We start from the raw sequence: 13346 nt of genomic DNA on the forward strand, positions 1-13346 counted from the left end.
GATAAAACGAATGGGGGCTGCACCGCAAAGCGCCGGTCCCGGCGCCCCCGTGCAGGGGGCACCGAAGACCGGCGCTGTGAGGTCGCTACTTCTTGGCAGCGGCAGCCTTGCCGAAGCGGGCCTCGAAGCGGGCCACGCGGCCACCGGTGTCGAGGATCTTCTGCTTGCCCGTGTAGAACGGGTGGCACTCGGAGCAGACCTCGGCACGGACGGTGCCGCTGGAGATCGTGCTGCGGGTGGTGAACGACGCGCCACAGGTGCAGCTGACCTGCGTCTCGACGTACTCGGGGTGGATGTCGCGCTTCAAGGTGTCTCCTAGTTTCGGGAGGGCGCCGGGTCGCAGCCGCGGATTGCGGGTGCGTGAACCGGAGCCGACGTACCAGTCTGCCAGGACTGGCCGCATCCCCCAAAACCGGGGGACGCCATGATCTATTCCCTGAGCCTTCCGGTGCCGCTGGGTCGACGCTTCCCAGCCCCTTCCGGCGCCGCTCGGCGACGCTTCCCAGCCCCTTCCGGTGCCGCTCGGCGACGCTTCCCTGAGCTTCCCCATGCCCGTCAGCCCGCGGTGACGACGTCCTTCGCAGAGCCCGTGGCGGTTCCCTCGGTGGCCGACTTCGGGATCACCTGGTCGTTCTTCAGGGCGTCCCACACCAGCTTGGCCTTGGCCTCGTCGACGAGCACACGGTTGGCGTTCGCGCTGTCGTACTGGACCGGCATCGTCACCATGGTCATCTTCGAGGAGCTGATGCCCTTGAGGCCGCTCGCGAAGGACACCAGGTCGTTGACGGACTTCAGGTCGGAGTCGGTGGTGATGGCGCTGGTGGCGGTGTCGGCGAGTTCGAGAAGCTTGGTCGGGCTGGTCAGCAGGCCGATGCTCTTGACCTGGTTCATCAGTGCCTTGATGAACGCCTGCTGGAGCTGGATCCGGCCGAGGTCGGAGCCGTCGCCGACGCCGTGCCGGGTGCGGACCAGGCCGAGCGCCTGCTCGCCGTCGAGGGTGTGGGTGCCGGCCTTCAGGTTCAGATGGCTGTCGGGGTCGTTGATGTCCTGGGTGGTGGTGATCTTCACGCCGCCCAGGTCGTCGATGAGCTTCTGGAAGCCGCTGAAGTCGACCTCGATGTAGTGGTCCATGCGGATCCCGCTCATGGACTCGACGGTCTTCACCGCGCAGGCGGCGCCACCCGTGGAGTACGCGGAGTTGAACATGACCTGGGAGGCCGCGTCGTGCGTGACGCCGTTGGCGTCGGTGCAGGAGGGGCGCTCGACGAGTGTGTCGCGGGGTATGGAGACCACACTCGCCGACTTGTGGCCCTCGTACACGTGCACGACCATCGCGGTGTCCGAGCGGGCGCTGCCGTCGTCGGTGCCGCCGCCCAGCTTCTCATTGGAGCCGGAGCGGGTGTCGGAGCCCAGGACCAGGATGTTCTCGGAGCCGTTGTCGACCTTCTCCGGCCGGTCCGTGCCCAGGACCTGGTTGATGTCGACGCTCTTGATGTTGCCGTTGAGCTTGAAGTACAGGTATCCGGCGCCGGTGCCCCCCAGCACGACGATGCCCGCCGCGACCCAGGCCGTGATCAGCAGGCCCTTGCGGCGCTTGCTGCGGGCCTTGCGGCGGCGGCCCTTCGCGCGGTGGCGCGGGGCGCTGGTGCCGGACTCCCCGGGTATGCCGGGTTCCGGCGTGCTCTCGGCAGGCATGTGCTCCTCAGTCCTTGTTCGGGTCGGTTACCCCCTGCTTTCAGGCTCAGGCCCGGTCGGCGTGACACATTCAGCTCCATGGTCACTCCGTACGGTCAGACGGGGAAACTCGGGCAAGGGTTGCACGACGCTCTGTGCCCAAGCTGTGGGTCCACGGGCACAGTGAGTCACAGGTGAGTGCGAGGGAACCCCGCTCACCTGCGATTTCAGCCGAATTGGCCGTGCCGCTCGGGATCGGCGCCGACCCCGGCTCCTGTGGCAAAGATCTCGCCGGTCACCTGCCGGCCGGTCGCACGCAAAGGGCCGCCCCCGTCACCGGTGTGACGGGGGCGGCCCTCGGACTCCACGGGATCCGGATCAGTCGTTGCCGCCGTTGCCCGGCGTCGTCTTCGCGATCTGCATCAGGAACTCGGCGTTGGACTTCGTCTGCTTCATCTTGTCCAGCAGCAGCTCGATGGCCTGCTGCGAGTCGAGCGCGTGCAGCACCCGGCGCAGCTTCCAGACGATGGCGAGCTCCTCCGCGTTGAGGAGGATCTCTTCCTTACGCGTGCCCGACGGGTCGACGTCGACCGCCGGGAAGATGCGCTTGTCGGCGAGCTTCCGGTCGAGCTTGAGCTCCATGTTGCCGGTGCCCTTGAACTCCTCGAAGATCACCTCGTCCATGCGCGAGCCGGTGTCGACGAGCGCGGTGGCCAGGATGGTCAGCGAGCCGCCGTCCTCGATGTTGCGCGCGGCACCGAAGAAGCGCTTCGGCGGGTACAGCGCGGTCGAGTCGACACCACCGGACAGGATGCGGCCGGAGGCGGGGGCGGCGAGGTTGTACGCACGGCCCAGACGCGTGATCGAGTCGAGCAGTACGACAACGTCGTGACCCAGCTCCACCAGACGCTTCGCGCGCTCGATGGCGAGCTCGGCGACCGTGGTGTGGTCCTCGGCCGGGCGGTCGAAGGTCGAGGAGATGACCTCGCCCTTCACCGACCGCTGCATGTCGGTGACCTCTTCCGGACGCTCGTCGACCAGGACGACCATCAGGTGGCACTCGGGGTTGTTGACGGTGATCGCGTTGGCGACCGCCTGCAGGATCATGGTCTTGCCGGTCTTCGGCGGGGCCACGATCAGACCACGCTGGCCCTTACCGATCGGCGCGACGAGGTCGATGATGCGGGTCGTCAGCACACCCGGGTCGGTCTCCAGACGGAGCCGGTCCTGCGGGTAAAGGGGCGTCAGCTTGTTGAACTCCGGGCGGCCACGGCCGGATTCGGCGGCCATGCCGTTCGCGGAGTCGAGGCGGACCAGCGCGTTGAACTTCTCGCGGCGCTCGCCGTCCTTGGGCTGGCGGACGGCGCCCGTGACGTGGTCACCCTTGCGCAGACCGTTCTTACGGACCTGGGCGAGGGAGACGTACACGTCGTTCGGACCCGGCAGGTAGCCGGACGTACGGATGAACGCGTAGTTGTCGAGGATGTCGAGGATTCCCGCGACCGGGATCAGCACGTCGTCGTCGGCGACCTGCGGCTCGTTCGGGCCGAAGTCCTCGCGGCCACGACGGCCACGACGGTCCCGGTAACGGCCGCGACGGCCGCGCCGTCCATCGCCGAACTCGTCGTCGTCCTGAGGGCCGTTGTCACGCTGCTGACGGTCCTGACGGTCCTGACGGCCGCCGCCCTGGCTCTGCTGCTGACGGTCCTGGCGGTCCTGGCGCTGCTGACCGCCGCCCTGACCCTGGCCACCCTGACCGCTCTGGCCCTGGCTCTGCTGCTCGTCGGTCTTGCCGGCCCGGCGGTCGCGGTCACGGCCACCACGGTCGCGGTCACGACGGTCACGGCGGCCCTGCCGGCCGTCGCCGTCACCCGCGTCGGGCTTGGCCTCGACCAGGGTCTCCGTCTTCGACTCGCTCTTCGCCTCGGCGGTGACCGTCTCGGGGCTGCCGGCCTCGGCAACGGCCCGGCGACGGCGACGCTCGCCCACGGGGGCGTCCTCGGCCTCACTCGCGCGGGAGGGGCCACCGGCGGGCTGGCCGGGAATGTCGATCTGCTGCGGGGCAACGGCCTTCTCGGCGGCGGGCTGCTCGGCCTTGGCCTCGGCCTCGGCGGCCTCAACGCCCGTACGGGCCTTCGAGGTGGCCCGGCGCTTCGGCTTGGTCTCGGCAATGGCATCGGCCTTCGCCGACGCGCCGCCTCCCCCGGCCTGCGCCTCCTTGATGACCTCGATCAGCTGGCTCTTGCGCATCCGCGCGGTGCCCCTGATACCGAGGCCGGACGCGACCTGCTGAAGCTCTGCCAGCACCATGCCGTCAAGGCCGGTACCGCGGCGCCGCCGGGAGCCTGCACCGGAGGCAGGCGCCGCTGAGGCGTCCGTGGCGGGCGCGGCAGCGGTCTCCTCGACACGTGCGCCCATCAGATCGGTGGTGTCGCTCACGAAGGGTCCTTCCCTGGAGCGGACGTCGGCCTGTCTGGCACGGCGACCGGTTTTGCTGTCCGGATTTGGTCCTTTTGGTACGGACCGTGCCGGGGCGGTGGTCCGCCAACGCGGCGGAAGACATAACTGGTGATGACGATTCCGGAGCCGTGGCACTGAATTGCGGTGTCATCGGCTCGGTCACGCCGGTTCCGGAGCGTGCTCAACACTGCTCAGCACATAGCACCCAATGCATGGCACAAAGCAGTTTGGGAGGCTCCCGGAAGAATGGGTGTCCCGGACGGGGACGCGAAGCACCTCGCCATGGTGAGGTCGGGTGCAGACTTGAGATTAACACTACCGGATCCAACAAACATTCCCCCTCTCGAAATCCGGTAACCGCGCGCTTCTAATTGACACCGGAGGGTGCGAGCGGCAACACGCTCGCTCCCGTGGCGTCGAGGTCCAGACGATTGGCAGCCCACCCCTGACCTGCGAGGTCGGCGATTTTGTCGGCCGACGCCCCGTCAGCGAGGGCCAGCACCGTGGGGCCCGCGCCGGAGATCACCGCGGGGATGCCGTCACCCCGCAGCCGCTCCACCAGCGCGATGCTCTCGGGCATGGCCGGGGCGCGGTACTCCTGGTGCAGACGGTCCTCGGTGGCGGGCAGCAGCAGGTCGGGACGCCGGGTGAGGGCCTCGACGAGCAGTGCCGCGCGGCCCGCGTTGGCCGCGGCGTCGACATGCGGCACGGTGCGTGGAAGCAGACCGCGCGCGGTCTCGGTGAGGACCGGCTTTCCCGGTACGAAAACCACCGGAACGATGGAATCGGCGGGCTCCATCCTGATCGCCCGCGCCGCGCCGGTCTCCATCCAGGAGAGCGTGAATCCGCCGAGCAGACAGGCCGCGACGTTGTCGGGGTGCCCCTCGATCTCGGTGGCGAGCTCAAGCAGGGCCGTGTCGTCGAGTTTCGCGTCCCCGCCTATGGTCACCGCCCGCGCGGCGACGATGCCGGCGCAGATGGCCGCCGACGAGGAACCGAGGCCCCGGCCGTGCGGGATGCGATTGGCGCAGACGATCTCAAGGCCGCGCGGCTGTCCGCCCAGCAGGTCGAAGGCGGTGCGCAGGGAACGTACGAGGAGATGACCCTCGTCGCGCGGCAGCGTCTCACTGCCCTCACCCGCGATGTCGATGTGCAGCCCGGCGTCCGCCACCCGGACGACCACGTCGTCGTACAGCCCCAGTGACAGGCCGAAGGCGTCGAAGCCCGGCCCGAGATTGGCGCTGGTGGCGGGGACGCGCACCCGGACGGCGGCGGCGCGGAAGGCTGGACCGGCCATCGCTCGATGACTCTCCTTGAGCTGCGTGATGTACGAGATTCTCGAAAACGTGCGTTACGTGCGTGGGGTGTCTTGCGATACGGCTGTGGGGCGTCATGCGATACAGCTGGTGGAGCGTCATGCGATACGGCTGGTGGAGCAACTGGCGGTACGGATGTGAGGCGACTGGCGATAGGGATGTGGGACGGCTTGCGCTACGAACCTGACGCGTACGTCAACACCCGAAGGCCACAACGAGGGCGGCACCGCGGCATATGCGGCGGGCGGGTTCAGTACAGCCTATCGAAGACAGGTTCTGTGGCGACATAGGGCGCACAGGAGGCGCACGATGCGTGTCGTAAGCCCCCTGTGCACCCCCCGTCGGGTGTCTCGTCGGGTGTTCTCCGTTTACGCGAGACTCTCCGTCTACGCGAAACCACAACGCTCGTTAGGCGAGACCGAGCTTCTCGGCGGCCGCGACGGCGTCCACCGGGACGGTCACCGGCTGCGGAGCACCTGCGACGGCCCAGTCCGGATCCTTGAGCCCGTTCCCGGTTACCGTGCAGACGATCGTCTGGCCCGGGTCGACCTTGCCCTGCTCGGCCGCCTTCAGCAGACCGGCGACGGACGCGGCCGACGCGGGCTCGACGAAAACGCCCTCCTGCGCGGCCAACAGGCGGTAGGCGCGCAGGATCTCACGGTCCGTCACCTCGTCGATGAACCCGCCCGACTCGTCCCGGGCGGCGAGCGCGAACTGCCAGGAAGCCGGGTTGCCGATACGGATCGCGGTGGCGATGGTGGAGGGGTCCTTGACGACCTCGCCGCGCACGATCGGGGCGGAACCGGAGGCCTGAAATCCCCACATGCGCGGGGTCTGCTTGGCGATGCCGTCGGCGGCGTACTCCTTGTACCCCTTCCAGTACGCGGTGATGTTGCCCGCGTTCCCCACCGGCAGGACGTGGATGTCGGGCGCGTCGCCGAGCATGTCCACGATCTCGAACGCGGCGGTCTTCTGGCCCTCGATGCGCACCGGGTTGACCGAATTGACCAGCGCCACCGGGTAGTTGTCGGACAGCGCGCGCGCCAGCGTCAGACAGTCGTCGAAGTTGCCGTCGACCTGGAGGATCTTCGCGCCGTGCACGAGGGCCTGGCCCATCTTGCCGATCGCGATCTTGCCCTGCGGCACCAGAACGGCACAGACCATCCCGGCGCGTACGGCATAGGCGGCGGCGCTCGCTGACGTGTTGCCGGTGGAGGCGCAGATGACGGCCTTCGCGCCCTCCTCCTTGGCCTTGGAGATGGCCATGGTCATACCGCGGTCCTTGAAGGACCCGGTCGGGTTGGCGCCCTCCACCTTCAGGTGGACCTCGCACCCGGTGCGCTCGGAGAGCACCTGCGCGGGCACGAGCGGCGTGCCGCCCTCCCGGAGCGTCACGACCGGCGTGCTGCCGGATACCGGCAGCCGGTCCCGGTACTCCTCGATGATTCCGCGCCACTGGTGGGTCGTCATTGCTGGTTACTCTCCTTCAACCCGCATGATGCTGGCGACACCCCGCACGGTGTCGAGGCTGCGCAGCGCCTCGACGGTCCCGTGCAGGGACGCGTCGGACGCACGATGGGTGACGACGACGAGGGAGGCCTCGCCGCCTCCGTCTGGTCGCCCTTGCTGGCGCACGGTATCGATGGACACCCCGTGCTCGGCGAAGACGGTGGCCACCTGGGCGAGAACACCCGGTTTGTCGGCCACGTCGAGGCTGATGTGGTAGCGCGTCACGACCTCGCCCATGGAGGAGACGGGCAGTTGGGTGTACGCGGAGTCGCCGGGCCCGGTCGAGCCGCTGAGCTTGTTGCGACAGACGGCCACGAGGTCGCCGAGCACGGCGGACGCCGTCGGCGCGCCTCCGGCGCCCGGCCCGTAGAACATCAGCTGCCCGGCGGCGTCCGACTCGACGAAGACCGCGTTGTACGCACCGCGCACGGAGGCGAGCGGGTGGCTCAGCGGAATCATGGCCGGGTGCACGCGCGCGGTGACGGACTCGCCGTCGGCGGCCCGCTCGCAGATGGCGAGCAGTTTGATGGTGCAGCCCATCGCCTTCGCCGAGGCGAAGTCGGAGGCGGTGACCTCGGTCATGCCCTCGCGGTACACGTCGTCGAGGCGCACGCGTGTGTGGAAGGAGATTCCGGCGAGGATCGCGGCCTTGGCGGCGGCGTCGAAGCCCTCGACGTCGGCGGTGGGGTCGGCCTCGGCGTATCCCAGCGCGGTGGCCTCGTCGAGCGCCTCCTGATAGCCGGCGCCGGTCGAGTCCATCTTGTCGAGGATGAAGTTGGTGGTGCCGTTGACGATGCCCATCACGCGGTTGATCTTGTCGCCGGCGAGGGACTCGCGCAGCGGCCGGATGAGCGGGATGGCGCCGGCGACCGCGGCCTCGTAATAGAGGTCCTTGCCCTGCTCCTCGGCGGCGGCGTGCAGCGCGGCACCGTCCTGGGCGAGCAGCGCCTTGTTCGCGGAGACGACGGAGGCGCCGTGCTCGAAGGCGGTGGTGATGAGCGTACGAGCGGGCTCGATACCGCCGATGACCTCGACGACGACGTCGATGTCGCCCCGTTTGACGAGCGCGGTGGCGTCGGTGGTGATGAGGCCGGGGTCGATGCCCTCACGGACCTTGGCGGGGCGGCGCACGGCGACGCCGGCCAGCTCCACCGGGGCCCCGATCCTGGCGGCGAGATCGTCGGCGTGCGTCGTCATGATGCGCGCCACCTCTGAGCCGACTACCCCACAGCCCAGCAGCGCCACCTTCAGCGGACGCGTACGCATCATCCGACCTCGTTTCCTGTTACGTCACGGTTGGACCAGTCTCACTCACCGGACGGGACTTTCTATCCCATGTCCGGATCGTGAGACGTCCATTTCATTTCTACGGGGGTGGAAGACCGGAGATCTTCCACCCCTGCCGACGCTTGTCGACCGGCGTCTCTCTTGGCCGATGTCGCTCGTTCGGCGTCTCTCAGCCGCCGTCGCTCGGCCGGCGGCGGCTGAGTCGGCGACGCTCGGTCGCCGGGTCTCAGCCGACATCAAGGCGGAGCAGGTCCTCCTCCGTTTCACGGCGGACGATCACCCGGGCCTCGCCGTCGTGCACGGCGACGACCGGCGGGCGGAGTGCGTGGTTGTAGTTGCTGGCCATGGACCGGCAGTAGGCACCGGTGGCGGGGACGGCGATGAGGTCACCGGGCGCCAGGTCGGCGGGCAGGAACGCGTCCCGCACCACGATGTCGCCGCTCTCGCAGTGCTTGCCGACGACCCGGACGAGCATGGGCTCGGCGTCACTCGTACGGGAGACGAGGGCGACGCTGTACTCCGCGTCGTACAACGCCGTCCGGATGTTGTCGGACATGCCTCCGTCGACGGAGACGTACGTCCGGAGCCCGTCGAGCGGCTTGATGGTGCCGACCTCGTAGAGGGTGAAGGCGGTCGGACCCACGATGGCGCGCCCGGGCTCCACGGAGATCCGCGGCGTCCGCAGCCTGGCGGCGTCGCACTCTCGGGTGACGATCTCGGTCAGCGCCTTGGCGATCTCGTGCGGCTCGCGCGGGTCGTCCTCGCTGGTGTACGCGATTCCGAGGCCGCCGCCGAGGTCGATCTCGGGCAGCTCGACACCGTGCTCGTCGCGGATCTGCTTGAGCAGTCCGATGACGCGGTGGGCGGCCACCTCGAACCCCGAGGTGTCGAAGATCTGCGAGCCGATGTGGCTGTGGATGCCGATGAGCTCGAGACCGTCGAGCTGGAGGGCACGGCGCGCGGCCTCCGCGGCCTGGCCGCCGGCCAGCGGGATCCCGAACTTCTGGTCCTCGTGCGCCGTGGCGATGAACTCGTGGGTGTGCGCCTCCACGCCCACCGTCACCCGGATCTGCACCCGCTGCCGCTTGCCGAGGGACTGCGCGATGTGGGCGACGCGGACGATCTCCTGGAAGGAGTCGAGGACGATACGTCCGACGCCGCTCTCGACAGCCCTGGTGATCTCTTCGGTGGACTTGTTGTTGCCGTGCAGGGCGATGCGGTCGGCGGGCATACCGGCGGAGAGGGCGGTGGCGAGCTCCCCACCGGAGCACACGTCCAGATTGAGCCCCTCCTCGTCCAGCCAGCGCACGACGGCCCGGGACAGGAACGCCTTTCCGGCGTAGAAGACGTCGGCGTCATGCCCGAATGCGGTACGCCAGGCGCGCGCCCGCGCCCGGAAGTCGGCCTCGTCGATGAAGTAGGCGGGGGTGCCGAACTCCTCCGCGAGCGTGGCCACATCGATCCCGCCGACACTGACGACTCCGTCGCCGTTACGGGTGACGGTCTGCGCCCAGACCTTCGGGTCGAGGGCGTTGAGATCCGCGGGCGGAGCGGTGTAGTGCCCCTCGGTCAGGACGTCGGCGTGACGGGGCCCGGCGGGATGTGCGGAACGGCTCATGTCTGTGGGCTTTCTACTGTGTCGTCTGCGGTGTCATCGACAGCGTCGTCGGCTGAGTCATCTGCGGTGTCGTCAGCTCTGTCATCTGCTGTTTCAGAGGTATTCGGGTGCGCTGATGCCGAGCAGGGACAGGCCGCCGGCCAGCACCGCCCCGGCGGCTTCGGCAAGCGCCAGCCGGGCCCGGTGGGCGGCCGAGGGTTTCTCGTCACCGAGCGGCAGCACTGTGTGCTGAAAGTCGAGGACCGCATCGGCGATCGTGACGAGATGCCGGGCAAGCCGGTCCGGGGCGTGGTGGGTGGCGGCGGCGCCGAGGGCGCGGGGGTACTCGGCGAGGGCGGTGAGGAGTTCTGACGCTTGGGGTGCGTCTGCGGCGCCAGTCGCTGGGGGTACGTCCGCGACAGCGCTGTCGACGCCCAGGCTCGCGGCGTTGCGGCTGAGGGCGCGGGTGCGGGCGTAGGCGTACCGGATACGGAAGAGGGGGTTCGTCTCGCGCTGGACGAGGTGGTCCGCGGTGATCCGGGGCCGGTCATGGGGTGCGGAGTGGAGCAGGGCCCAGCGGGCGGCGTCGGGGCCGAGGGAGGCTAGATCCTCGGGGGCGGGAACGGGCCGGAGGCCGACCGGCTCGGCGTGCCGTACCTGGGCGCGGCCACCCTGGGTGGCGATGATCCGTACGAGCGTGTCGGCGACGACCTCGGCACGGAGGTCGTACGGCACGCGCAGCTCGATGACCTGCCCGGCGAGGGCGTCTCCATCCCCGTACCGGCTGCCTTGTCGCAGGATCTCGGACACGAGCGTGCGGGCGACGGCGGCCTGGTCGAGGCTGATGTTAAGGAATCCGGGTCCGGTGATCGCGACGCCCGCGACACCGGGCGCATCGCTGAGATGCGGCCGCAGAATCTCGGCGACCTGCCGCGGCGCCCGCCCGGCCGGCCGGGCCAGCTGCAACGCGATGCTAGTGGCGTAGTCCCCACACCCCCCGGCCCCCGGCACCGTCACCACGGCCCGTTCCGGCACCACCACGCTCAGCTCCCCCTCGTCCACAGCACGACGCACCGCGCCCAGCACGGTACGGGAGAGCTCGACGGGGGTCACGGGACAAGCCTAGGGGAGGAGGGGGGTGGGTAGGCGAGTCGGTTTGGGGGTGGTCCGGGATGTGGACGAGCGGGGTGGGGGCGAGGGCGCCGACGAGGGCCTGGGAACCCGGGGCTGTCGGGGGCGCTGTTGGAACCGGGATGACACGGCTGGTGACGCGACGCCAGACGCTGTCCAAGCCCATCCCCGCGGCCCGGAAATGACCCGTGGACGGCCCGCGGGTAACTGATGCTTCAGTGGCTCACGTGCCAGGGATTGACGAGCCGGGGATTGATCGGCCCGGGATCGACTGGTCAGGAATTGACCGGCCAGGGATCGACTGGTCGGAGATTGATGAGCCAGAGAATCGACTGGTCGGGACTTGACGGGTCAGTGACCGGCACGTCCAGCGCGCTCGGCACGCTCGGCTTCCTCGGCACCGAAGACACCCGGGAAGGCGGCCCCGGTGCTACCGCCACCAACACCGCTGCCACCGTCACCACCGCCACTCCCCCGACGCTCCATCAACTGCCGTACAAGCTTTACGAGTTCGGCAGGCTCGAAGGGCTTGGCAAGGAAGGCGTCGACGCCGACATCGAGTCCGCTCTCGACCTCGTACTGAGTGCAGGCGCTGACGATGGCGAGGGGAAGGTTCCGGGTCCGCGGGTCGGCCCGAAGGCGAGCGGCGGTGCGCAGGCCGTCCAGCCGAGGCATGACCACATCGAGGGTCACCACATCGGGCCGCACCTGATGCACGACGTCCAGGCATTCGGCACCATCGGCTGCGGTCACGACCTCGAGACCCTCCAGCTCAAGGTTGACCCTGATCAGCTGCCGGATGACCTTGTTGTCGTCTACAACAAGCACCCGGCCCGACGCGCCTGGCACAACTTGAGGGTAGGTCCGCACCCACCGCCGCGTCCGGGTTTTCCCCACTTCCGCCCCGTGCGGACGACCCACCGCCACCCCACCCGGAACCCTCCACTCCCCCGACAACACCCCACCCCTCCCCCACCGAAACCCATGCCGGTCACCCCCAAAAGAGCTGGTAGGGTTCTACCCGTCGCCGCACACCAAGCGCCCGACACGCCCCCGTAGCTCAGGGGATAGAGCAACGGCCTCCGGAGCCGTGTGCGCAGGTTCGAATCCTGCCGGGGGCACTCGCCACACAGCCAGCAAGAACAAGGCGCTGAGCTGGGCGGATGCCGACATGAGAGAGCGGGAGTCAGTCTCACTGACTCCCGCTCTTTCTCGTTCTCTCTCACTGTTCGCGCACTATCTCCGATACACGCGATACGCCTCCGACACGCTGAGGCCGCCTTGCCCTCACGCCCTACTCCGCAGGCTCGAACCCGTGCGCAGCGCGCCAGGCGTAAAGGTCCGTCTCGTCCGGCAACGCATGACCTTTGGGGCAGCCAATGCTGACTGGCGATGACTGCCACGCCGGATCACGGACGTCTGTCCGAGCCTGGCCCATGCGCGGGCAACGGCGGCGTCATCGAGGAGCCGAACTCGTCCTCGCAGACGATCCAGGCCTCGAACGCCACCGCGGGTCCTCCGCCGATTGAGGCGGGCCGCCCCTCGGCCGTCGGCGCGCCGAGCCACTCACCGACCAACGGCAGGTCAGCCGAGTCACCCCCAGCAGCAGTGAGCGTTTTCAGCGTTGCCGCTCCAGGGTGAGGACGGCTGCGGCGATTGACGTCATTCGATTCGGGCTGCATCGAGCCTTGCGGAAGATCCGCCACGACTTGAGCCGTGCGACACCGCGCTCGACCGGTGCCCGTGCTGCGGACAGTGCTCGGTTGACGGTTTGCTCGGTTGGCGTGAGGTCGTGGCCTGGTGGGCGCTTGCGTGGTGTTGTCACCCATGGGCCGGCTCCGATGTAGGCGCGGTCCGCGAGGATGGGGATGCCCTGGCGTTCGCAGATCCGGATGATCCGGTGGGTGCGGGCCGCGGTCAGGTCGTGGGCGCGGCCGGGCAGGGCGGGCGAGATCCACAGCAGGCGTCCTGCTGGATCGGTCACCACCTGTACGTTCACGCCGTGGCGTCGGTGTTTTTGGGAGAAGTCAGCCCGGCTGTCGCCGACCCGGTCGCACTCCGCGAGGGTGCCGTCCAGCAGGACGTAGTCGGGGTCGGCTTCGCGCAGGCTCCGCAGGAGCCCAGGTGCGCGGTCGGCAAGCAAGGCGATGACGGCTGCCGTGTAGGCGTGAGCCGTGCCGATGGAAATGCCGAAACCGGCTGCGAGTTGGGCGAGGGTGTCGTGTTTGCGTAGGTACACCAGGCCGACCAGGGCACGTTGGTGCGGCCGGAGCTTGCAACGGCGGTCACCCTCGCGGGTGACGATGAGCATCGTGACCCACTCGACCAGGGCATGGGGCAGGTCGAGTGCGGCAGGATAGGCAACCAACGAG

Annotated in this window: 10 protein-coding genes and 1 tRNA gene; 1 reads left to right on the forward strand and 10 read right to left on the reverse strand. The window is 69.0% G+C overall.

Translation table 11 applies throughout. The features are described 5' to 3' along the window. Positions 1-85: 85 nt before the first annotated feature. From rpmE to ACFVKT_RS16300, 9 genes are all read right to left on the reverse strand, one after another. Positions 86-307 carry a 50S ribosomal protein L31 gene (gene rpmE / locus ACFVKT_RS16260; RefSeq protein WP_010984345.1) on the reverse strand — a complete coding sequence of 74 codons (222 nt, stop codon included), beginning with the start codon at positions 305-307 and terminating at the stop codon, positions 86-88. A gap of 248 nt (positions 308-555) precedes the next feature. Continuing rightward, on the reverse strand, positions 556-1695 hold the full coding sequence (locus ACFVKT_RS16265) for an LCP family protein (protein ID WP_385731822.1): 1140 nt from the start codon (positions 1693-1695) through the stop codon (positions 556-558). Between the two features lie 357 nt (positions 1696-2052). Next, positions 2053-4113, reverse strand: a complete 2061-nt coding sequence (gene rho, locus ACFVKT_RS16270; protein ID WP_385731824.1) for a transcription termination factor Rho — start codon at positions 4111-4113, stop codon at positions 2053-2055. 388 nt (positions 4114-4501) lie between these two features. After that, a complete protein-coding gene (gene thrB, locus ACFVKT_RS16275) occupies positions 4502-5431 on the reverse strand; it encodes a homoserine kinase (protein ID WP_385731826.1) in 930 nt (309 codons plus the stop codon). Between the two features lie 427 nt (positions 5432-5858). Beyond that, positions 5859-6920, reverse strand: coding sequence for a threonine synthase (thrC, locus tag ACFVKT_RS16280; protein WP_385731828.1), 1062 nt, complete (start codon positions 6918-6920; stop codon positions 5859-5861). 6 nt (positions 6921-6926) lie between these two features. Then, positions 6927-8225, reverse strand: a complete 1299-nt coding sequence (locus tag ACFVKT_RS16285; RefSeq protein WP_385732135.1) for a homoserine dehydrogenase — start codon at positions 8223-8225, stop codon at positions 6927-6929. A gap of 247 nt (positions 8226-8472) precedes the next feature. Then, positions 8473-9864, reverse strand: coding sequence for a diaminopimelate decarboxylase (gene lysA / locus ACFVKT_RS16290; protein ID WP_385731830.1), 1392 nt, complete (start codon positions 9862-9864; stop codon positions 8473-8475). A gap of 93 nt (positions 9865-9957) precedes the next feature. Further along, positions 9958-10956, reverse strand: coding sequence for an ArgS-related anticodon-binding protein NrtL (gene nrtL / locus ACFVKT_RS16295; protein ID WP_385731832.1), 999 nt, complete (start codon positions 10954-10956; stop codon positions 9958-9960). A 369-nt stretch (positions 10957-11325) separates the two neighbouring features. Continuing rightward, entirely contained in the window at positions 11326-11823 is a 498-nt protein-coding gene (locus ACFVKT_RS16300) for a response regulator (protein WP_385731834.1), read from the reverse strand. A 200-nt stretch (positions 11824-12023) separates the two neighbouring features. Between ACFVKT_RS16300 and ACFVKT_RS16305 the strand changes: the two genes are divergently transcribed. Beyond that, positions 12024-12095, forward strand: a tRNA-Arg gene (locus tag ACFVKT_RS16305). 497 nt (positions 12096-12592) lie between these two features. On the opposite strand, the gene ACFVKT_RS16310 is transcribed toward ACFVKT_RS16305, so the two are convergent. Next, the gene (locus ACFVKT_RS16310) at positions 12593-13342 is read right to left on the reverse strand and encodes a transposase family protein (protein ID WP_385731836.1); all 750 of its coding nucleotides are present in this window, start codon (positions 13340-13342) and stop codon (positions 12593-12595) included. Between the last annotated feature and the right edge of the window lie 4 nt (positions 13343-13346).

The organism is Streptomyces sp. NPDC127595 (assembly GCF_042671685.1).
GTDB lineage: Bacteria > Actinomycetota > Actinomycetes > Streptomycetales > Streptomycetaceae > Streptomyces.

Excerpts from the sequence above, each read along its gene's own strand:
- ACFVKT_RS16265 (WP_385731822.1), bottom strand. The coding sequence starts at position 1,695 with ATGCCTGCCGAGAGCACGCCGGAACCCGGCATACCCGGGGAGTCCGGC.
- thrB (WP_385731826.1), bottom strand. The coding sequence starts at position 5,431 with ATGGCCGGTCCAGCCTTCCGCGCCGCCGCCGTCCGGGTGCGCGTCCCC.
- thrC (WP_385731828.1), bottom strand. The coding sequence starts at position 6,920 with ATGACGACCCACCAGTGGCGCGGAATCATCGAGGAGTACCGGGACCGG.
- ACFVKT_RS16285 (WP_385732135.1), bottom strand. The coding sequence starts at position 8,225 with ATGCGTACGCGTCCGCTGAAGGTGGCGCTGCTGGGCTGTGGGGTAGTC.
- lysA (WP_385731830.1), bottom strand. The coding sequence starts at position 9,864 with ATGAGCCGTTCCGCACATCCCGCCGGGCCCCGTCACGCCGACGTCCTG.